Consider the following 19,342-nt stretch of genomic DNA (forward strand, 5'->3'; position numbering starts at 1 on the left):
CCCGTCCGCGCCCCCCGCGTCGGGCGCGGCGTCAGCCTGCTCGGCGGCGCCGGCCGAACGCGGGGAGTCCGGGGCGGCCGTCGGGCGGGAGTCCGGGGCGGCCGTCGGGCGGGAGTCCGGGGCGCCGGCGGGCCCGGACTGCGCGCGGAGCGCCTCCGTGCGCGCGTCGTCGTTCTCGGGTCGCTCGGTGTTCACCGCATCGCTCCTTCGGCTGCACAGCTGGCACAGCTGTCCCTATGACCCTGACCCGACCCTGACAAAGCGGCCGGGCACCGGGGCGTATCCCGCCTCCCCCATAAGGGGGACGGCGATGGGACGCAGCGGGGGAGCGCACGGTTCCCTCCCGTACGCCTGCCCGGAGGCGGGCTCAGTCCCCGTAGTCGGACATCGCCTCCAGCAGCCGTGCGGAGGAGGCCGGAACGGACACGCCGTGGATGTGGGACGGCGGCACCGGGCGGGTGACGTGCGGGGCGGGAGCCGCCCAGTGCGGGGCCATCCGGGCGCAGTCCCCGCGCAGCACGGCGAGATCGGCGTCGGGATCGGCCACGGCGGGGGCAGCATGGGTCCTGAGGTTCGTCATGGTCGAACCGTAAGCACACGGAAGCCGACCGAGAAAGATCTACTATCGGGTAGTTTCGTCCACTTCAGTGGCCCGTTCCGACCGGGTAGCGTGAACTGTCAATCCACCTCCCTCAGGAGAGTCCACGCCGTGCGCATCGCAGTCTCCGGCTCCATCGCCACCGACCACCTCATGACCTTCCCCGGCCGTTTCGCCGACCAGTTCGTCGCGGACCAGCTGCACACGGTCTCGCTCTCCTTCCTGGTCGACCAGCTGGACGTACGGCGCGGAGGGGTCGGCGCCAACATCGCCTTCGGCATGGGCCAGCTCGGCACCCGCCCGGTCCTGGTCGGCGCCGCCGGCTCCGACTTCGACGACTACCGCGCCTGGCTGGAGCGCAACGGCGTCGACACCGACTCCGTCCGCATCTCCGAGACCCTGCACACCGCCCGCTTCGTGTGCACCACCGACGCCGACCACAACCAGATCGGCTCCTTCTACACCGGCGCCATGAGCGAGGCCCGCCTCATCGAGCTCAAGACCGTCGCCGACCGCGTCGGCGGCCTGGACCTGGTGCTGATCGGCGCCGACGACCCGGAGGCGATGCTCCGGCACACCGAGGAGTGCCGCAGCCGCTCCATCCCCTTCGCCGCCGACTTCTCCCAGCAGATCGCCCGCATGGACGGCGACGAGATCCGGATACTGCTGGACGGCGCCACGTACCTGTTCTCCAACGAGTACGAGAAGGGCCTGATCGAGACCAAGACCGGCTGGAACGACGCCGAGATCCTCTCCCGCGTGGGCCACCGCGTCACCACCCTCGGCGCGCGCGGCGTGCGCATCGAGCGCGTCGGCCAGGAGCCGATCGAGGTCGGCTGCCCGGACGAGGAGCGCAAGGCCGACCCCACGGGCGTCGGCGACGCCTTCCGCGCCGGCTTCCTGTCGGGCCTGGCCTGGGGCGTGTCCCTGGAGCGCGCCGCCCAGGTCGGCTGCATGCTCGCCACCCTCGTCATCGAGACCGTCGGCACGCAGGAGTACCAGCTGCGCCGCGCCCACTTCATGGAGCGCTTCACCAAGGCCTACGGCGACGACGCGGCCCGCGAGGTCCGCGCCCACCTCGCCTGACCCCCGCGCGGCCCCGGCAGACCGGCTACGAGAGCCGGCGGACCACGTAGGCCACGCCCCTGTCCGCCGGCTCCTCGCCCACGTATTCCTGCCCCCGCATCTCGCACCACGCCGGGATGTCCAGCCGCGCCGCCTCGTCGTCCGCGAGGACGCGCACCGTGCCGCCCACGGGCACGTCCCCGATGACCCTGGCCAGCTCGATCACCGGGATCGGGCAGCGCCGCCCCACGGCGTCCACGACCACCGCGTCCTCGTCCGCCGCCGGCGCCGCCGGAGCCGCGGCGGGCGCCCCCAGCTTCTCCCGCACCGAGGCCACCGCGCCCGGCAGCACCGACAGGAACCGCTCCACGTCCTCCTCCGCCGCGCCCGGCGGCAGCGACACGCGCACGTTGCCCTCGCTCAGCACGCCCATCGCCCTGAGGACATGACTCGGCGTCAGCGTGCTGCTGGTGCAGGAGGAACCCGAGGAGACCGAGAACCCCTCGCGGTCCAGCTCGTGCAGCAGCGTCTCCCCGTCGACATAGAGACAGGAGAAGGTGACGACGCCCGGCAGCCGCCGCCCGGGGTCGCCCACCACCTCCACGTCCGGGACCAGTTCCGGCACCCGCGCCCGGATCCGCTCCGTCAGCTCCCGCAGCCGTACCGCCTCGGCGGCCGCCTCCGCGCGGACCGCCCGCAGCGAGGCCGCCGCGGCCACGATCGCCGGGATGTTCTCGAACCCGGCCGCCCGGCCCGACTCCCGCTCGTCCACCGGCCCCCGGGCCGCGAACCGCACGCCCTTGCGCACCACCAGCAGGCCCACCCCGGGCGGGCCGCCCCACTTGTGGGCGCTCGCCGTCAGCAGCGACCAGCCGCCCTCCACCCGGCCCCAGCCCAGCGACTGCGCCGCGTCCACCAGCAGCGGCACCCCGGCCGCCCGGCACGCCTCGGCCACCTCCGCCACCGGCTGCTCGGTGCCCACCTCGTGATTGGCCGACTGGAGCACGGCGAGCGCGGTGTCCTCGCGCAGCGCGTCCGCGTAGCCCGACGGATCCACCGCCCCGGCCCGGTTCACCGGCACCCGGGTCACCGTCCCGCCGTCCGCCTCGAACACTTCGGCCGAATGGAGTACGGAGGAGTGTTCGACCGTCGACACGATCAGGTGGCGTCCGACGCGCCGCCGCCCGGCCAACGCCCCCGCGACGCCCGTGTGTACGGCCCGCGTCCCGGACGGGGTGAACACCACCTCGTCCGCCCGGCACCCGACCGCCTCGGCCACCGCCTCCCGCGCGGCGTCCAGCAGCATCCGCGCCCTGCGCCCCTCCCGGTACAGCCGCGCGGGATCCGCCCAGCCCTCGTCCAGCGAGGCCAACAACGCCTGACGGGCGACGGGATGGAGCGGAACGGCGGAGGCAGCGTCAAAGTAGGCCATACGGCAACGTTAAGACCCCCGCGACGGTGGCCGGTCCAGGGGCGCCGGAAACGGCGCGACCAGCCACAACGGACCCTCCGCCGCCAATCCAGCGAACCACCCCGGTCAGTAGGCACCCCTCCCCGCGACCCGCCGGAAGGCGTCCAGTAGGGTTTGGTCCGCATAAACATCCAAACCCCTGCCCGACGCAGGGCGGCGACCGACCAGCGAGAAGGCAGGCCGCAGCCAACCGCGCGGGCGAGACTCTCGGGAAGGCGCTACGTGAGTCCCAACGGCTCCGACCGCTCGCCGCGGCGCCCGATGCGGCGGAAGCTGCTGCAGGCACTGACTGCGGGCCTGGTCCTGGCGACCGCGACCGGTTGCACATACAAGGACTTCCCCCGGCTGGGTATGCCCACCCCGACCACGGAAGAGGCTCCGCGGATCCTCTCGCTGTGGCAGGGATCCTGGGCGGCCGCGATCGCCGTCGGCTGCCTGGTGTGGGGTCTGATCCTGTGGAGTGCTTTCTTCCACCGGCGCAGCCGCACCAAGGTGGAGGTACCTCCGCAGACCCGGTACAACATGCCCATCGAGGCGCTGTACACGGTGGTCCCGCTCATCATCGTCTCGGTGCTCTTCTACTTCACGGCCCGTGACGAGTCCAAGCTTCTCGACCTGTCCAAGAAGCCGGACGTCACCATCAACGTCGTCGGCTACCAGTGGAGCTGGGCGTTCAACTACATCGAGCCGGTCGCGGGTTCCTCGGGCAACGCCGCCGCCGACCCGAACCTGAACGCCATCCCGGACCGGTTCAAGAAGGACTTCCCGGCCAACGCCGGCGGCGTCTACGACTTCGGTACGCCCGGTACGCGCAACCCGCAGACCGGCAACCCGGGGCCGACGCTCTGGCTGCCCAAGGGCAAGACCGTCCGCTTCATCCTCACCTCACGGGACGTCATCCACTCCTTCTGGGTGATCCCGTTCCTGGAGAAGATGGACGTCATCCCCGGCCACACCAACTCCTTCCAGGTGACCCCCAGCATGGAGGGCACCTACCGGGGCAAGTGTGCCGAGCTCTGCGGCCAGGACCACTCCCGGATGCTGTTCAACGTGAAGATCGTCTCTCCGGAGCGCTACGAGCAGCACCTCAAGGACCTCGCTAAGAAGGGGCAGACCGGTTACGTTCCCGCCGGCATCGCGCAGACGAGCCACGAGAAGAACCGGGAGACGAACAACCTGTGAGCATCCTCAACGAACCCCAGGGTGCCGCGGCGGCTGAGGGCTCTTACGAGAGCGAGCTGCCGGTCCGGCGCAAGCAACCCGGTAACGTCGTGATCAAGTGGCTGACGACCACTGACCACAAGACGATCGGAACGCTGTATCTGGCGACCTCGTTCGCGTTCTTCTGCATCGGTGGCGTCATGGCTCTGCTCATGCGCGCCGAGCTGGCCCGCCCGGGTCTGCAGATCATGTCGAACGAGCAGTTCAACCAGGCGTTCACGATGCACGGCACGATCATGCTGCTGATGTTCGCGACGCCGCTGTTCGCCGGCTTCACGAACTGGATCATGCCGCTGCAGATCGGTGCTCCCGACGTGGCGTTCCCGCGGCTGAACATGTTCGCCTACTGGCTGTACCTGTTCGGCTCGCTGATCGCGGTGGCCGGCTTCCTCACCCCGCAGGGTGCGGCCGACTTCGGCTGGTTCGCCTACGCCCCGCTGTCCGACGCGGTGCACTCGCCGGGCATCGGCGGCGACATGTGGATCATGGGTCTGGCCTTCTCCGGCTTCGGCACGATCCTCGGCTCGGTCAACTTCATCACCACGATCATCTGCATGCGCGCGCCCGGCATGACCATGTTCCGCATGCCGATCTTCGTGTGGAACGTGCTGCTGACCGCGGTGCTGGTCCTGCTGGCCTTCCCGGTCCTCGCCGCGGCTCTGTTCGCGCTGGAGGCCGACCGCAAGTTCGGCGCCCACGTCTTCGACGCCACCAACGGCGGAGCGCTGCTGTGGCAGCACCTCTTCTGGTTCTTCGGCCACCCAGAGGTGTACATCATCGCGCTGCCGTTCTTCGGCATCATCAGTGAGGTCATCCCGGTCTTCTCCCGCAAGCCGATGTTCGGCTACATGGGTCTGATCGGCGCGACCATCGCGATCGCCGGCCTGTCGGTGACCGTGTGGGCCCACCACATGTACGTCACCGGTGGTGTGCTGCTGCCGTTCTTCTCCTTCATGACCTTCCTCATCGCGGTCCCGACCGGTGTGAAGTTCTTCAACTGGATCGGCACCATGTGGAAGGGCTCGCTGTCCTTCGAGACCCCGATGCTGTGGGCGACGGGCTTCCTGATCACCTTCACCTTCGGTGGTCTGACCGGCGTCATCCTGGCCTCGCCGCCGCTGGACTTCCACATCTCGGACTCGTACTTCGTGGTGGCCCACTTCCACTACGTGGTGTTCGGCACCGTCGTCTTCGCGATGTTCTCCGGCTTCCACTTCTGGTGGCCGAAGTTCACCGGCAAGATGCTCGACGAGCGCCTGGGCAAGATGACGTTCTGGCTGCTGTTCATCGGCTTCCACGGCACCTTCCTGATCCAGCACTGGCTGGGCGCGGAGGGCATGCCGCGCCGGTACGCCGACTACCTGGCGGCCGACGGCTTCACCGCCCTGAACACGATCTCGACGATCTTCTCCTTCGTGCTCGGCCTGTCGATCCTGCCGTTCCTCTACAACGTCTGGAAGACGGCCAAGTACGGCAAGCCGGTCGGCGTCGACGACCCGTGGGGCTACGGCCGCTCGCTCGAGTGGGCGACCTCCTGCCCGCCGCCGCGCCACAACTTCCTCACCCTGCCGCGGATCCGCAGCGAATCCCCGGCGTTCGACCTGCACCACCCCGAGATCGCCGCGCTGGACCAGCTCGAGAACACCGGCCACGGTGAGAAGGCCCTCGCCGGCAACAAGGAGGCCGGCAAGTGAAGATCCAGGGCAAGATGTTCCTGTGGCTGAGCTTCTTCTTCCTCATCATGGCGGTCGTCTACGGCGCCTGGTCGAAGGAGCCGGCCGGTACGACGGCGCTCTTCCTGGCCTTCGGCCTGAGCATCATGGTCGGCTTCTACCTGGGCTTCACGGCCCGGCGGATCGACGCGGGCGCCCAGGACAACAAGGAGGCCGATGTCGCGGACGACGCCGGCGAGCTGGGCTTCTTCAGCCCGCACAGCTGGCAGCCGCTCGCCCTCGGCGTCGGCGGCGCGCTCGCCTTCCTGGGCGTGGCGGTCGGCTGGTGGCTGCTGTACTTCGCCGCCCCCCTCGTCGTGGTCGCCCTGTGGGGCTGGGTCTTCGAGTACTACCGCGGTGAGAACCGCACCCAGTGACACACGGCGCGGCACCACGCGCTGAGCAACCCCGGAACCCGGGTCTTCCACACGGAGGGCCCGGGTTCCGCCGTACCGCGTCCCCCGTACGGACGATCCACCGTGCCGGAGTTGACGGAGCTACTTAGCGTGAGGCCATGAGCACCAACGTGTTTTCCCGCGGCACGGGAGCCGGCGTCGGCTGCACTCTGCTGGTGGTCGCCCTGGGCGCGGGCCTCACCGCCTGCGGCGGCTCGGACGGCAACCCGCTGGCCGCCAACCCCTACGACGCGGCGGACCAGATCACCTTCAACGGCCCCACGGGCGCCGGCAAGAAGGCCGACCCCGACAAGCCCCTGGAGATCACCGCGGAGGGCTCGGGCGGGCGCATCACGGACGTCACCGCGGTGGACTCCGCCGGACGCTACGTCTCCGGGGAGCTCGCCGCCGACGGCAGCCGCTGGCACAGCACCTCACCGCTGGCCGCCGGCGCCCACTACACGATCCGGGTCAGCACGGAGGACGGCGACGGCGCGCCCGGCCGGAAGGTCCTCACCCTGGACACCAGCAAGCCCAAGGCCCAGAAGCGCCTGAACGTCTCGTTCGGGCCGGAGGCGGGCACCTACGGCGTCGGCGAGCCCATCACGGCCACCCTGGACCAGCCGGTCCGCGACAAGGCCCAGCGGGCCGTCGTGGAGCGCGCCCTGAAGGTCGAGTCCACCCCCGCGGTGACGGGCTCCTGGTACTGGGTGGACGACAAGCAGTTGCACTACCGCCCCCAGGACTACTGGCCGGCCGGCGCCACCGTCGAGGTGCACAGCAACCTGGAGGACATCAAGATCAGCGACCGGCTCTGGGGCGGCACCGCCAAGCCGCTGACGATCACCACCGGCGACCGCATCGTCGCCCTCACGGACGCCGCCACCCACCAGCTGACGGTGTTCAAGAACGACGAGAAGATCAAGCAGATCCCGGTGACCACCGGCAAGCCCGGCTTCGACACCCGCAACGGCGTCAAGGTCGTCCTGGCCAAGCAGTACTTCGTCCGGATGAAGAGCTCCACCGTCGGCATCGCCGAGGGCACCTCGGACTCCTACGACCTGCCGGTGTACTACGCCACCCGGGTGACCTGGAGCGGCGAGTTCGTGCACGCCGCGCCCTGGTCGGTCGGCTCCCAGGGCTACGCGAACGTCAGCCACGGCTGCACCGGCATGAGCACGGCGAACGCCAAGTGGTTCTTCGACAACATCCACGAGGGCGACCTGGTGCAGGTGGTCAACTCCAAGGGCCAGCCGATGGAGCCCTTCGCCAACGGCTTCGGCGACTGGAACCTGCCCTGGCAGAAGTGGCTCCAGGGCAGCGCCCTGACCTCCACCGCCCCGGACGCCACCCCCCAGTCCAACGAGGCCAGGCTGCGCCCGCAGAGCCTGTGAGAAGGACTCTCCCCGGCCCGCACGGCAGTCCGGCCCGCCGCCTCACGGCCGCGGGCCGGGCGCGTCCCGTACGGACCTCGTACGGGCTACTTGGCGATCAGGGCCTTGCGCCGCAGCAGGGAGGCCAGCGCCCCGGCGAACTCCACCGGCTCCACCGGAAGGGTCACCGCCGCGTCCGCACGGCTCCACGTGGCCAGCCAGGCGTCCTGCGGCCGCCCGATGAGCAGCAGCACCGGCGGGCAGTCGAAGACCTCGTCCTTGATCTGACGGCACATGCCCATGCCGCCCATGGGCACGGCCTCGCCGTCCAGGACGCACACGTCGATGCCGCCCCGGTCCAGCTCCGCCAGCACCGCGGCGGGAGTGGCGCACTCCACGAACTCCACGAGCGGGGCGTCCTGGGCCGGCCTGCGCCCGGTGGCCAGCCGCACCTGCTCCCGGGTGCCTGCGTCGTCGCTGTAGACCAGCACCGTGGCGGTCGCCTGCATTGTTCCTCCGCGTCGTTGGTCGGGAACCTCGCCGGAACCCGCCGGGCACTCCCCGCCACCCCCGGGTACCGATGGCGCGGATGCTACTCCCTTCAACTCCTGGTAAACAGCGCTTGGAACAGCCCTTCGATGGGCCATCCGAGCTGGACACACGCCGCCAACACTCCGAACGGCACCCCCCGGGGTGAGGGCGGGATAAGCGACCGACATAATGTCGGTCGTGGCGACAGCAACGACAGTAGAAACCGGGCACGCGCACCCGTCGGTCAACCGGCCGAACCTCACCAGCGTCGGAACCATCATCTGGCTGAGTTCCGAGCTGATGTTCTTCGCGGCCCTCTTCGCGATGTACTTCACCCTGCGATCGGTGACGGGTCCGGCGCACTGGAAGGAGATGGCGGGCGCTCTCAACGTCCCCTTCTCGTCGGTGAACACCACGATCCTGGTGCTCTCCTCACTCACCTGCCAGCTCGGCGTCTTCGCCGCCGAGCGCGGTGACGTGAAGAAGCTCCGGGGCTGGTTCATCGTCACCTTCATCATGGGTGCGATCTTCATCGGCGGTCAGATCTTCGAGTACACGGAGCTGGTGAAGAAGGACGGGATCTCCCTGTCCTCCGACCCGTACGGCTCGGTGTTCTACCTGACCACCGGCTTCCACGGCCTGCACGTGCTGGGCGGCCTCATGGCCTTCCTGCTGGTGCTCGGGCGCACCTACGCGGCCCGGAGGTTCACCCACGAGCAGGCGACCGCGGCCATCGTCGTGTCCTACTACTGGCACTTCGTCGATGTCGTCTGGATCGGCCTCTTCGCCACGATCTACCTGATCCAGTAGCGACGAGCCGCTCCAAGTCCGCAAAGCATCGACGCAGAAGATCCTGACACCGGGGTAATCCGTGAAAAAGCTCTCCGCACGACGACGCCATCCGCTGGCGGCGGTCGTCGTCCTACTCCTCGCGCTGGCGGCCACTGGGGGGCTGTACACCGCGTTCGCGCCCGCGAGCAAGGCGAAGGCCGACGACACCGCCCAGTCCCTCACCATCGAGGAGGGCAAGAAGCTCTACGAGGTCGGCTGCGCCAGCTGCCACGGCACCGGGGGTCAGGGCACCACTGACGGTCCGAGTCTGGTGGGCGTGGGCGCCGCGGCGGTCGACTTCCAGGTCGGCACCGGCCGTATGCCGGCCCAGCAGCCGGGCGCGCAGGTCCCGCGCAAGAAGGTCATCTACAACCAGGCCCAGATCGACCAGCTGGCCGCGTACATCGCGTCCCTGGGCGCCGGCCCCGCCGTGCCCACGAAGAACCAGTACAGCCCCGAGGGCGCGGACGTCGCCAAGGGCGGCGAGCTGTTCCGCACCAACTGCGCCCAGTGCCACAACTTCACCGGCAAGGGCGGTGCGCTGACGCACGGCAAGTTCGCGCCGGAGCTGACCGGTGTGAGCCCCAAGCACATCTACGAGGCCATGCAGACCGGCCCGCAGAACATGCCTTCCTTCCCCGACACCACGATGACGGAGAAGAACAAGAAGGACATCATCGCGTACCTGAACGCGGTCAACGGTGACGAGACCGAGAACCCCGGCGGTCTGGAGCTGGGCGGCCTCGGGCCGGTCAGCGAGGGCCTGTTCGCGTGGATCTTCGGACTGGGTGCCCTGATCGCGGTCGCCGTCTGGGTCGCCGCTCGGACCGCAAAGGCCAAGAAGTCATGAGTAGCCAAGACATTCCAGAAGAGAACCTGCCCGCAGAGCAGGCCGCAGAGCACGGCCACGGCGCGGTGTCCCTGGCGGACGAGAAGCACCCGTTCGCCGACCCGGGCCTGCCCCCGCACGAGCACCGGATCCAGGACGTCGACGAGCGGGCCGCCAAGCGGTCCGAGCGCACCGTCGCCCTGCTGTTCACGATCTCGATGCTGGCCACCATCGGCTTCATCGCCTCCTACGTGGCGATCCCGCACGACAAGTCGATCTTCGTCTTCCCGCTCGGTCACATCAACGCGCTGAACTTCGCCCTGGGCATCACCCTCGGCGTGGCGCTGTTCGCCATCGGCGCGGGCGCGGTCCACTGGGCCCGCACCCTGATGTCCGACGCGGAGGTCGCCGACGAGCGCCACCCGATCGAGGCCTCCCCGGAGGTCCGCGCGAAGGTCCACTCGGACTTCAAGCAGGGCGCCAAGGAGTCGGCGATCGGCCGTCGCAAGCTGATCCGCAACACGATGTTCGGCGCGCTCACCCTGGTGCCGCTGTCCGGCGTCATGCTGCTGCGCGACCTCGGCCCGCTGCCCCACAACAGCCTGCGCCACACGCTGTGGGCCAAGGGCAAGCGCCTGGTGAACATGAACACGAACCTGCCGCTGCGTCCCGAGGACGTCGCCGTCGGTTCGCTCACCTTCGCCAAGCCGGACGGCCTGGAGGAGACCAACGAGGACTTCCAGGAACAGATCGCCAAGGCGGCCCTGATGATCGTCCGGCTGCAGCCGGAGAACATCAAGGACAAGCGCGAGCTCGACTGGTCGCACCAGGGCATCGTCGCCTACTCGAAGATCTGCACCCACGTGGGCTGCCCGATCTCCCTGTACGAGCAGCAGACGCACCACGTGCTGTGCCCGTGCCACCAGTCCACCTTCGACCTCTCCGACGGTGCCCGAGTGATCTTCGGCCCCGCCGGTCACGCCCTGCCGCAGCTGCGCATCGGCGTGGACAGCGAGGGTTACCTCCAGGCGCTCGGCGACTTCGAGGAGCCCGTCGGTCCTGCATTCTGGGAGCGCGGATGAGTACTACTGCGAGCAACACCAACGCGTCCGGCGGCGGCGCCGGCCGCTCGCGCGGACCGGCTCCGGCGGGCGAGCGCCTCGCCGACTGGGCCGACGGCCGGCTGGGGATCTACTCCCTGGCCAAGTCGAACATGCGCAAGATCTTCCCCGACCACTGGTCGTTCATGCTGGGTGAGGTCTGCCTCTACAGCTTCATCATCATCATCCTCACGGGTGTGTACCTGACGCTGTTCTTCCACCCCTCGATGAACGAGGTGGTGTACCACGGCAGCTACGTCCCGCTGCAGGGACAGATGATGAGCGAGGCGTTCAACTCGACCCTGCACATCTCCTTCGAGGTGCGCGGTGGTCTGCTGATCCGGCAGATCCACCACTGGGCCGCGCTGATCTTCCTGGCCGGCATGTTCGTGCACATGATGCGCGTGTTCTTCACCGGCGCGTTCCGCAAGCCGCGTGAGGTCAACTGGCTGTTCGGCTTCCTGCTGTTCGTCCTCGGCATGTTCACCGGCTTCACCGGTTACTCGCTCCCGGACGACCTGCTCTCCGGCACCGGTGTCCGCTTCATGGAGGGCGCGATCCTGTCCGTGCCGATCGTCGGCACGTACCTGTCGTTCTTCCTCTTCGGCGGGCAGTTCCCCGGCCACGACTTCGTGGCGCGGTTCTACTCGATCCACATCCTGCTGCTGCCCGGCATCATGCTGGGCCTGCTGGTGGCGCACCTGATCCTGGTCTTCTACCACAAGCACACGCAGTTCGCGGGTCCGGGCAAGACCAACAACAACGTGGTCGGCATGCCGCTGCTGCCGGTCTACATGGCCAAGGCCGGAGGCTTCTTCTTCCTGGTCTTCGGTGTCATCGCGGCCATCGCGGCGATCGCGCAGATCAACCCGATCTGGGCCATCGGCCCCTACCGTCCGGACCAGGTCTCCACGGGCGCCCAGCCCGACTGGTACATGGGCTTCTCCGAGGGCCTGATCCGTGTGATGCCCGGCTGGGAGATCAACTTCTGGGGCCACACACTGGTCCTCGGCGTGTTCATCCCGCTGATCATCTTCCCGCTGGTGCTGGTGGCCATCGCGGTCTACCCGTTCATCGAGGCCTGGGTCACCGGCGACCGGCGCGAGCACCACATCCTGGACCGCCCGCGCAACGCCCCGACCCGCACCGCCTTCGGCGCGGCGTGGATCTCCTGGTACTTCGTGCTGCTCATCGGCGGTGGAAACGACCTGTGGGCCACCCACTTCCACCTGTCGATCAACGCGATCACCTGGTTCGTCCGGGTCGCCTTCTTCGTGGTGCCGGTCATCACGTTCGTCGTCACCAAGCGGATCTGCCTCGGCCTCCAGCGCCGGGACAAGGACAAGGTGCTGCACGGCCGCGAGTCGGGCATCATCAAGCGCCTGCCGCACGGTGAGTTCATCGAGGTCCACGAGCCGCTCAGCCAGGAGCAGCTCTACACCCTCACCGCGCACGAGCAGTACGAGCCGGTCGAGCTCGGCCCGACGGTCGACGAGAACGGCGTCGAGCGCAAGGTCAAGGGCTCGCAGAAGCTGCGCGCCAAGCTCAGCAACGCGTACTACGGCGAGGACAACCAGATCCAGAAGCCGACCGTGGAGGAGTACAGGGAGATCACGAGCGGCCACGGCCACCACTGATCACTGACCGCTGAGCGTCGCCACGCCACAGCAGTAGGGCCCCGTCCGAACCCCGGACGGGGCCCTTCGCCATGTCGCGCGCTGGATAGGGTGGACCCGTTCGAGACGAGCGTCCCGCGGTGCGGGACACCGACCCAGGAGCGGCTTATGAGCGCTGTGACCCCCGCTGGAGGCGACACCGCGGCGGGCCGTTCCTGGCCCGCCGTGCTGAACGGACTGCTGGACGGCCGCGACCAGAGCGCGGACGACACCGCCTGGGCGATGGACAGGATCATGCGCGGCGAGGCGACGGACGCCCAGATCGCCGCCTTCGTGGTCGCCCTGCGCGCCAAGGGCGAGACGGTCGAGGAGATCACCGGCCTGGTCCGGGCGATGTACGAGCACGCGAACGTCATCGAGGTGCCCGGCGCCACCGTCGACATCGTCGGCACCGGAGGCGACGGCGCGAAGACGGTGAACATCTCCACCATGTCCTCGATCGTCGTCGCCGGCACCGGCGCCAAGGTCGTCAAGCACGGCAACCGCGCCGCCTCCTCGGCCTCGGGCGCCTCGGACGTACTGGAGAAGCTCGGCGTCAATCTGAACCTGCCGGTGGAGCGGGTGGCCGCGGTGGCCGAGGAGGCCGGGATCACCTTCTGCTTCGCGGTGAAGTTCCACCCCGCGCTGCGCCATGTGGCCGCGGCCCGCGGTCAGTTGGGCATCCGCACCACCTTCAACGTGCTCGGCCCGCTCACCAACCCGGCCCGGGTCAGGGCCCAGGCGGTCGGTGTCGCCGACCCGCGGATGGCGCCCATCGTGGCCGGCGTCTTCGCCGAACGCGGCAACTCCTCCCTCGTCTTCCGGGGCGACGACGGCCTGGACGAGCTGACGACGACCTCCACCTCCCGGGTGTGGGTCGTCCGGGACGGCAAGGTGACCGAGGAGCGCTTCGACCCGCGCGACGTCGGCATCGACCTGGTCCCGGTGGAGGCGCTGCGGGGCGCCGACGCCTCGTACAACGCGGAGGTCGCGCGGCGGCTGCTGGACGGCGAGCCGGGCCCGGTGCGCGACGCCGTGCTGCTGAACTCGGCGGCCGCCCTGGTGGCGTTGGACCCGGGCCCCGGGACGCTCGCAGAGCAGATCCGGGGGCGGATGGCCATGGCGGCGGAGTCGATCGACTCGGGGGCCGCCCGGCGCACGCTGGAGCGCTGGGTGACCGCCAGCAACGCCTGAGCCCCGGCGGTTCGTACGCGGTGTGACGCAAGGCGCAGTCCACGATCCGGACTTCGCCTTGCGTGACGAAGATCGTGTGGCAGGATACTGAACCAGGTCACGAGTGACAGCCAACAGGCCCCGGCCGGCTGTCCGGCAACCCTCCGTCCGTGGCGGGGTGCCCCGGGTGAGGACCAGGTCGCAGGCAGCGAGGTCTGCGGCAAGCGCGGACCCCTCGCGTAACCAGGGGTCCTGGTCGTCGAGGAGTCTTCCGTGAGCAAGCGAATGCGCTAGGGGCGACAGCCCCCGTGGGGCCCAAGGCCCCGCTCCGCGTACCCCTTTTCTCCTTTCCCTTCGCCGCGCCGGGCCGCGTTCTTGGTCAGGGTGCCCCCGCGGTGACTTCAGCCTGCCTCACGGGAGTTCACCATGTCCGTCTCCACCGTCGCCGCCGACCAGACCGTCTGTGCCCCGCTGCCCGTCCTCGGCCGTGACGTCACCGTGCCGCTCGTGACCGGCGGCGAGGTCGCCTACGCCGCGCTCGACTACGCGGCCAGCGCTCCCGCCCTCCAGCGCGTCTGGGACGACGTGGCGGCGTACGCGCCCTACTACGGCAGCGTCCACCGCGGCGCCGGCTACCTCTCCCAGCTCTCCACCGACCTGTTCGAGAACGCCCGCGGCACGGTCGCTCGGTTCCTCGGCTGCCGTGAGGGGGACCAGGTGGTGTTCACCCGGTCCACCACCGACTCCCTCAACCTCCTCGCCCGCGCGCTGCCCGCCGGCTGCCAGGTCTTCGTGTTCGAGACCGAGCACCACGCCTCCCTGCTGCCGTGGCAGGAGGCCGAGGTCACCTTCCTCGACGCCCCGCGCACCCCCGGGCAGGCCGTGACGACCCTGGAGCGCGCCCTGGCCGCCCGCGAGCCCCACGGCCCGGCCCTGGTGTGCGTCACCGGCGCCTCCAACGTCACCGGCGAGCTGTGGCCCGTACGCGAACTGGCCGCGGCCGCCCACGCGCACGGCGCCCGCATCGTCCTGGACGCCGCCCAGCTGGCCCCGCACCACCCGGTGGACGTCCGGGAGCTCGACGTCGACTGGGTCGCCTTCTCCGGGCACAAGCTGTACGCCCCCTTCGGCTCCGGCGTCCTCGCCGGACGCGCCGACTGGCTGCGGGAGGCCCGGCCGTACCTCGCGGGCGGCGGCGCCAGCCGCAAGGTCACCCGGCGCGCCGACGGGGGAGTGGACGTGGAGTGGCACGAGGGTGCCGCCCGCCACGAGGCCGGCTCGCCCAACGTCATCGGCGCCCACGCCGTCGCCTCCGCCTGCAGGGCGCTCACCGAGGCGGGCTTCGAGGGGCTCGTCGCCCGTGAGCGGCACCTGATCCGCAAGGTCCGCGACGGCCTCGCCGAGGTGCCCGGGGTGAAGGTGCTCTCCCTGTTCGGCGACGACGCCCCGCGGGTCGGCGTGATCTCCTTCGTGGTGGAGGGCTGGAACAGCTCCCACTTCGCCGCCGCGCTCTCGGCCGAGTACGGCATCGGCGTCCGCGACGGCCTCTTCTGCGCCCACCCGCTGGTGCGCACCCTGCTGGGCGGCGACCCGCAGGCCCAGGGCGAGTGCGGCGCCCCCGAGGCCGCGCCCGGCGAGCGGTCCCTGAACGCCATCCGCGTCAGCTTCGGCGCCGGCACCCCCGACGAACACGTCGAGCGGTTCGTGGCGGCGGTCGGGGAGCTGGTCAGGGACGGCGCGAAGTGGCGGTACCGCACGCAGGACGGCCGCTGCGTCCCGGCCGTCTGACCCGTCGCCCGGACCCCCGCGGGTGCGCCGGGGGCGGCGCCGGGCCGGTCAGGAGTCCAGGCCGATGGCGAACGCCGCCTCCAGGTCGTGCTGCGAGTACGTACGGAACGCCACGTGCGTGTCCGTGCCCAGCACGCCCGGGATCTTGCTGATCCGGCCGGGGATGACCTCCGCGAGGTCCTCGTGCTGCCGCACCCGGACCATGGCGATCAGGTCGTACGTCCCGGTCACCGAGAACACCTCGCTGACGCTTTCCAGCGAGGCGATCCGCTCGGCGATCTCGGGGATCCGGTCCACGCTGGTCTTGATCAGGACGATCGCGGTGATCACGGCTGGTTCTCTCCCTCGGAGGCCGGAGCGGGGGTGACCCTCACTCTAGTCCTGCCGCCGAACCGCACCCACGCGAAGGCGAAGCCCAGGGCGAAGCCCACCACGTGCGCCAGGTAGGCCACGCCCGGGCCCTGGGCCGCGCGGCCTGCGGCCAGCCACTGCAGGGCCGCCCAGAACGGCAGCACCACCCAGGCGGGGAAGCGCAGCGGCAGGAAGAACAGGAACGGGAAGAGACTGGTCACGCGCGCCCGGGGGAACAGGTACAGAAAGGCGCCGAGGACCGCCGAGATCGCCCCCGAGGCCCCCACCAGGGTCTGGCCGGAGGCGGCGTTGGCGGCCGCGTAGCCCAGCAGGGCGAGGTAGCCGCAGCCGGCGTAGAACAGGGTGAACTGCACGCGGCCCATCCGTTCCTCGGTCATCGCCCCGAAGACGTAGAGGAAGAGCATGTTGCCGAGCAGATGCACCCAGCTGCCGTGCACGAACAGGGCCGTCACGGGGGTGAGGAGGGCCCGTGGGGCGCCCGTGAGCAGTTCGGCCGGGATCACGCCCCAGTGCCGGAAGTAGGCCCGCTGGGCGGGCAGCAGGGCGCTTCCGGTGCCGTAGGCGGGGTCGAGGCCCGAGGCCGGGCCGATCGCGAAGATCAGGCAGCACGCCGCGATCAGCGCGCCCGTCACCGGCGCGGGCGCCGTCCGCACCGCCCCGAGCGCCCCGAGAGTCCTGCGGACCACCGCGTTCCTGTCGCCGGTCATGGGCACAGAGCATGGCGTACCGGGACGCAACAGTACGGACCGCCTCGCCGCCGTGGACACACGGGCGGCGACTCGCCGCCAGGCCGTAGGGTTACGAGCCACACGCTCCGGGGAAGCCGGCGCGTCACGGAGACTAGAAGGAAAGCGAACAGCCACGATGACGGTTCCCCTGCCGACCGCCACGACGCGGTGGCGCTGCGCCCTCTGCGGCAACCTCACCCGCTTCGACGTGACGCGCTCGTCGAAGGTCGTCGAGTACGTCCACCTCGACCTGGCCGGAGAGCCGAAGGTCGAGGAGCGCGAGGTGGTCAGTGAGACCATCGAGTCGGTGCGCTGCCGCTGGTGCAACGCCGTGGACCAGGTGGAGCTCGTGGACAGGCCGGGCGCCGGCTCCTGAGCGGAGCGGGCCCCGCACAGGTGATCCCCCCGGGGGATCCCGCTAGGCATTGGGGTGACGGATGGTGGAGACACAAGGCGGGGGGCCGGGCGACGGCGCCGCCGAGGTGCTCGACCGTCCGCTGCCCGAAGGCGTGCGGCGCCGGGTCGTGCAGATCGTCTCCGACGGCTTCGGCGGGCTGACCGTGGGCGAGCTGCCGGCCCAGCTGCGGCAGTACGCCCGCTTCGCCCCCAACCGGCGCACCAAGTTCGCGGGCAACGCGATGGCCGCCGCGGTGGAGACCGACCCGCTGTTCCGCCAGCGCATCGGGGAGAAGTTCAGAGAGGCCCAGCCGGAGCTGTCCGGCGCCCTCGACTCCGGCTCTCCGCCCCCGGCCGCGGACCCGCTCGACGTGGCGGCCGCGGCCTACGTACTGCGCCCGGCGGGCTGGGTGAAGCTGGTGACCGCCGCCGGCGAGGAGGCCCAGCGGGCCGACGCCGAGCGGGCCGGCGAGGAGAGCCGCGCCGAGCTCGAGCGGCTGACCGCCGAACTGGCCGAGGCCCGCGAGCAGATCCGCACCGAGACCGAACGGCTGCGCGCCGAGCTGGACGCGGCGAAGAAGGAGACGGACTCGCTGCACCGCAAGCTGCGCGCCGCGCTCAGCGACGTCAAGCGGGGCGAGGCCGCGCTGCGCAAGGCCCAGGGCGAGACCGAGGCGGTGCGCGCCGAGGGGCAGGCCCAGGTGTCGGCCGCCGAGAGCGAGACCCGCCGGCTCAAGGCGCGCCTCGGCGAGGCGGAGGCCGCGCTGGAGGCCACCCGCAGGGCGGCCCGCGAGGGGCGCAGCGTCGAGGACATGCGGGTGCGGCTGCTGCTGGACACCGTGCTCGACGCGGCCCAGGGGCTGCGCCGGGAGCTGGCGCTGCCGCCGGTGTCCGTCAGGCCCGCCGAGACCGTGGACGCGGTCGAGCCGGGGCGGATGACCCCGAAGGACATCGCCGCCCGCGCGCTGTCCGAGCACGACCCGGCGATCCTGGACCAGCTGCTCGCCCTGCCGCAGGCCCATCTGGTCGTCGACGGCTACAACGTCACCAAGACCGGCTATCCCCAGATGCCCCTGGAGAAGCAGCGGCTGCGGCTGCTCGGGCAGCTCTCGCAGCTGGCCGCGCAGACCGGCGCCGAGGTCACCTGTGTCTTCGACGGGGCCGAGCTGGCCGCGCCGGTGCTGCTGGCGCCGCCCCGCGGCGTGCGGGTGCTGTTCTCCAAGCCGGGCGTCACCGCGGACGAGCTGATCCGCCGGCTGGTGCGCGCCGAGCCGCCGGGACGGCCCGTCATCGTGGTCTCCACCGACCGCGAGGTGGCCGACGGGGTGGCGAAGGCGGGCGCGCGCCCGGTGGCGTCGGCGGTGCTCCTCAAGCGGCTCTCGCGCGGCTGAGCGGACGCGTCCTCGGCGGCCGTCCCCGGTCCGCCCAAAACGGGCAAAGCGTTATCCGTTCCTCAAGTCCAACGTAGGGGCTTAATGCCGGAATTGACGGAAGCGTCACCCCACCCAGCGTCAACCGCGCCTTACGTCCGGTGAGTTGAGTGCAAAGAATGGCTTGCGGGACGGGATTTTTTGCTGTGGGATTTGAATTCATCACGATGAGGTCACTAGGGTCTGGCGTCGAACCTCCGAGCGGGTGATCACTCAGAAGAAGGAGCTCGCTTCCGTGGCGTCCCACCGTCGACCCAAGCAGCCGAGTCGCGCACGCGTGACCGTGCTCACCACCGCAGCGGCTGCCGCCGTGGCCATCAGCGCACAGGCGGCCAACGCCGCGCCGAGCGCGAAGCCGAGCAAGGACGAGGTCAAGTCCAAGGTCGACGCACTGTACGAGCAGGCGGAGCAGGCCACCGAGAAGTACAACGGGGCCAAGGAGAAGCAGGAGAAGCTCCAGAAGGAGATCTCCACCATCCAGGACAACGTCGCCCGCGGCCAGCAGGAGCTCAACAAGCTGCGCGACAGCCTCGGTTCGCTCGCCGCCGGCCAGTACCGCTCGGGCGGGATCGACCCCTCGCTCCAGCTCTTCCTGTCCTCCAACCCGGACGACTACCTCGACAAGGCCTCCACGCTCGACCAGTTGAGCGGCCAGCAGGTCGACGCGCTGAAGA

Annotated in this window: 19 protein-coding genes, 1 pseudogene and 1 riboswitch; of the genes and pseudogenes, 14 read left to right on the forward strand and 6 right to left on the reverse strand. The window is 70.3% G+C overall.

Annotated elements, in window-relative coordinates; translation table 11 throughout:
- Nucleotides 1–195 (reverse strand): annotated as a pseudogene (locus tag IE249_RS01920) (DUF3017 domain-containing protein); the annotation flags it as partial.
- A 172-nt stretch (nucleotides 196–367) separates the two neighbouring features.
- Nucleotides 368–580, reverse strand: coding sequence for a hypothetical protein (locus IE249_RS01925; protein WP_189702983.1), 213 nt, complete (start codon nucleotides 578–580; stop codon nucleotides 368–370).
- A 129-nt stretch (nucleotides 581–709) separates the two neighbouring features.
- Here IE249_RS01925 and IE249_RS01930 point away from each other — a divergent pair, with 129 nt between their 5' ends.
- On the forward strand, nucleotides 710–1,684 hold the full coding sequence (locus tag IE249_RS01930; RefSeq protein ID WP_189702984.1) for a carbohydrate kinase family protein: 975 nt from the start codon (nucleotides 710–712) through the stop codon (nucleotides 1,682–1,684).
- Nucleotides 1,685–1,709: 25 nt separating this feature from the next.
- Here IE249_RS01930 and IE249_RS01935 read toward each other — a convergent pair whose 3' ends face one another.
- The gene (locus IE249_RS01935; RefSeq protein WP_189702985.1) at nucleotides 1,710–3,095 is read right to left on the reverse strand and encodes a cysteine desulfurase/sulfurtransferase TusA family protein; all 1,386 of its coding nucleotides are present in this window, start codon (nucleotides 3,093–3,095) and stop codon (nucleotides 1,710–1,712) included.
- A gap of 261 nt (nucleotides 3,096–3,356) precedes the next feature.
- On the opposite strand from IE249_RS01935, the gene ctaC reads away from it, so the two are divergent.
- The 4 genes from ctaC (at nucleotide 3,357) to IE249_RS01955 (ending at nucleotide 7,856) form a co-directional block, all read left to right on the forward strand.
- Complete coding sequence (gene ctaC, locus IE249_RS01940; RefSeq protein WP_189702986.1) at nucleotides 3,357–4,316, forward strand: aa3-type cytochrome oxidase subunit II; 960 nt, start codon at nucleotides 3,357–3,359, stop codon at nucleotides 4,314–4,316.
- On the forward strand, nucleotides 4,313–6,049 hold the full coding sequence (gene ctaD, locus IE249_RS01945) for an aa3-type cytochrome oxidase subunit I (RefSeq protein WP_189702987.1): 1,737 nt from the start codon (nucleotides 4,313–4,315) through the stop codon (nucleotides 6,047–6,049). Before ctaC ends, ctaD begins: the two co-directional genes overlap by 4 nt.
- Nucleotides 6,046–6,444 (forward strand): cytochrome c oxidase subunit 4, encoded by a 399-nt coding sequence (locus IE249_RS01950; protein WP_189702988.1) that lies wholly within the window; start codon nucleotides 6,046–6,048, stop codon nucleotides 6,442–6,444. Before ctaD ends, IE249_RS01950 begins: the two co-directional genes overlap by 4 nt.
- Before the next feature lie 137 nt (nucleotides 6,445–6,581).
- Nucleotides 6,582–7,856 (forward strand): L,D-transpeptidase, encoded by a 1,275-nt coding sequence (locus tag IE249_RS01955; protein ID WP_189702989.1) that lies wholly within the window; start codon nucleotides 6,582–6,584, stop codon nucleotides 7,854–7,856.
- 86 nt (nucleotides 7,857–7,942) lie between these two features.
- On the opposite strand, the gene IE249_RS01960 is transcribed toward IE249_RS01955, so the two are convergent.
- On the reverse strand, nucleotides 7,943–8,344 hold the full coding sequence (locus IE249_RS01960; RefSeq protein WP_189702990.1) for a response regulator: 402 nt from the start codon (nucleotides 8,342–8,344) through the stop codon (nucleotides 7,943–7,945).
- 211 nt (nucleotides 8,345–8,555) lie between these two features.
- Between IE249_RS01960 and ctaE the strand changes: the two genes are divergently transcribed.
- The 6 genes from ctaE to IE249_RS01990 all read left to right on the forward strand — a co-directional run bounded on the left by ctaE (nucleotide 8,556) and on the right by IE249_RS01990 (nucleotide 15,742).
- Nucleotides 8,556–9,176 carry an aa3-type cytochrome oxidase subunit III gene (gene ctaE / locus IE249_RS01965; protein WP_189702991.1) on the forward strand — a complete coding sequence of 207 codons (621 nt, stop codon included), beginning with the start codon at nucleotides 8,556–8,558 and terminating at the stop codon, nucleotides 9,174–9,176.
- 61 nt (nucleotides 9,177–9,237) lie between these two features.
- Complete coding sequence (qcrC, locus tag IE249_RS01970) at nucleotides 9,238–10,047, forward strand: cytochrome bc1 complex diheme cytochrome c subunit (protein WP_189702992.1); 810 nt, start codon at nucleotides 9,238–9,240, stop codon at nucleotides 10,045–10,047.
- Nucleotides 10,044–11,108 (forward strand): cytochrome bc1 complex Rieske iron-sulfur subunit, encoded by a 1,065-nt coding sequence (gene qcrA, locus IE249_RS01975; RefSeq protein ID WP_189702993.1) that lies wholly within the window; start codon nucleotides 10,044–10,046, stop codon nucleotides 11,106–11,108. The genes qcrC and qcrA overlap by 4 nt, the downstream gene beginning before the upstream one ends.
- Nucleotides 11,105–12,763, forward strand: coding sequence for a cytochrome bc1 complex cytochrome b subunit (gene qcrB / locus IE249_RS01980; protein ID WP_189702994.1), 1,659 nt, complete (start codon nucleotides 11,105–11,107; stop codon nucleotides 12,761–12,763). The genes qcrA and qcrB overlap by 4 nt, the downstream gene beginning before the upstream one ends.
- A gap of 147 nt (nucleotides 12,764–12,910) precedes the next feature.
- Complete coding sequence (gene trpD, locus IE249_RS01985; RefSeq protein WP_189702995.1) at nucleotides 12,911–13,975, forward strand: anthranilate phosphoribosyltransferase; 1,065 nt, start codon at nucleotides 12,911–12,913, stop codon at nucleotides 13,973–13,975.
- Nucleotides 13,976–14,070: 95 nt separating this feature from the next.
- Nucleotides 14,071–14,187: riboswitch (SAM riboswitch) on the forward strand.
- Nucleotides 14,188–14,380: 193 nt separating this feature from the next.
- Nucleotides 14,381–15,742 (forward strand): aminotransferase class V-fold PLP-dependent enzyme, encoded by a 1,362-nt coding sequence (locus IE249_RS01990; RefSeq protein WP_189702996.1) that lies wholly within the window; start codon nucleotides 14,381–14,383, stop codon nucleotides 15,740–15,742.
- Nucleotides 15,743–15,790: 48 nt separating this feature from the next.
- Here IE249_RS01990 and IE249_RS01995 read toward each other — a convergent pair whose 3' ends face one another.
- Both IE249_RS01995 and IE249_RS02000 read right to left on the reverse strand, forming a co-directional pair.
- Nucleotides 15,791–16,072: an Lrp/AsnC family transcriptional regulator gene (locus IE249_RS01995; RefSeq protein ID WP_189702997.1), complete on the reverse strand. Its 282-nt coding sequence runs from the start codon at nucleotides 16,070–16,072 to the stop codon at nucleotides 15,791–15,793.
- Nucleotides 16,069–16,821 carry a rhomboid family intramembrane serine protease gene (locus IE249_RS02000; protein WP_189702998.1) on the reverse strand — a complete coding sequence of 251 codons (753 nt, stop codon included), beginning with the start codon at nucleotides 16,819–16,821 and terminating at the stop codon, nucleotides 16,069–16,071. Before IE249_RS02000 ends, IE249_RS01995 begins: the two co-directional genes overlap by 4 nt.
- A 157-nt stretch (nucleotides 16,822–16,978) precedes the next feature.
- On the opposite strand from IE249_RS02000, the gene IE249_RS02005 reads away from it, so the two are divergent.
- The 3 genes from IE249_RS02005 to IE249_RS35890 form a co-directional block, all read left to right on the forward strand.
- Nucleotides 16,979–17,218, forward strand: a complete 240-nt coding sequence (locus IE249_RS02005) for a hypothetical protein (protein ID WP_189702999.1) — start codon at nucleotides 16,979–16,981, stop codon at nucleotides 17,216–17,218.
- Between the two features lie 61 nt (nucleotides 17,219–17,279).
- Entirely contained in the window at nucleotides 17,280–18,629 is a 1,350-nt protein-coding gene (locus tag IE249_RS02010; protein ID WP_189703000.1) for an NYN domain-containing protein, read from the forward strand.
- Nucleotides 18,630–18,903: 274 nt separating this feature from the next.
- The coding region (locus IE249_RS35890) for a coiled-coil domain-containing protein (protein WP_373304322.1) at nucleotides 18,904–19,342 on the forward strand (439 nt) is incomplete at its 3' end.

The organism is Streptomyces anandii JCM 4720, from assembly GCF_014650655.1.
GTDB lineage: Bacteria > Actinomycetota > Actinomycetes > Streptomycetales > Streptomycetaceae > Streptomyces > Streptomyces anandii.

Coding starts and splice junctions, on each gene's coding strand:
- IE249_RS01925 (WP_189702983.1), bottom strand. CDS start 580: ATGACGAACCTCAGGACCCATGCTGCCCCCGCCGTGGCCGATCCCGAC.
- IE249_RS01935 (WP_189702985.1), bottom strand. CDS start 3,095: ATGGCCTACTTTGACGCTGCCTCCGCCGTTCCGCTCCATCCCGTCGCC.
- IE249_RS01955 (WP_189702989.1), top strand. CDS start 6,582: ATGAGCACCAACGTGTTTTCCCGCGGCACGGGAGCCGGCGTCGGCTGC.
- IE249_RS01960 (WP_189702990.1), bottom strand. CDS start 8,344: ATGCAGGCGACCGCCACGGTGCTGGTCTACAGCGACGACGCAGGCACC.
- ctaE (WP_189702991.1), top strand. CDS start 8,556: ATGTCGGTCGTGGCGACAGCAACGACAGTAGAAACCGGGCACGCGCAC.
- qcrA (WP_189702993.1), top strand. CDS start 10,044: ATGAGTAGCCAAGACATTCCAGAAGAGAACCTGCCCGCAGAGCAGGCC.
- qcrB (WP_189702994.1), top strand. CDS start 11,105: ATGAGTACTACTGCGAGCAACACCAACGCGTCCGGCGGCGGCGCCGGC.
- trpD (WP_189702995.1), top strand. CDS start 12,911: ATGAGCGCTGTGACCCCCGCTGGAGGCGACACCGCGGCGGGCCGTTCC.
- IE249_RS01990 (WP_189702996.1), top strand. CDS start 14,381: ATGTCCGTCTCCACCGTCGCCGCCGACCAGACCGTCTGTGCCCCGCTG.
- IE249_RS02000 (WP_189702998.1), bottom strand. CDS start 16,821: ATGACCGGCGACAGGAACGCGGTGGTCCGCAGGACTCTCGGGGCGCTC.
- IE249_RS02005 (WP_189702999.1), top strand. CDS start 16,979: ATGACGGTTCCCCTGCCGACCGCCACGACGCGGTGGCGCTGCGCCCTC.
- IE249_RS02010 (WP_189703000.1), top strand. CDS start 17,280: ATGGTGGAGACACAAGGCGGGGGGCCGGGCGACGGCGCCGCCGAGGTG.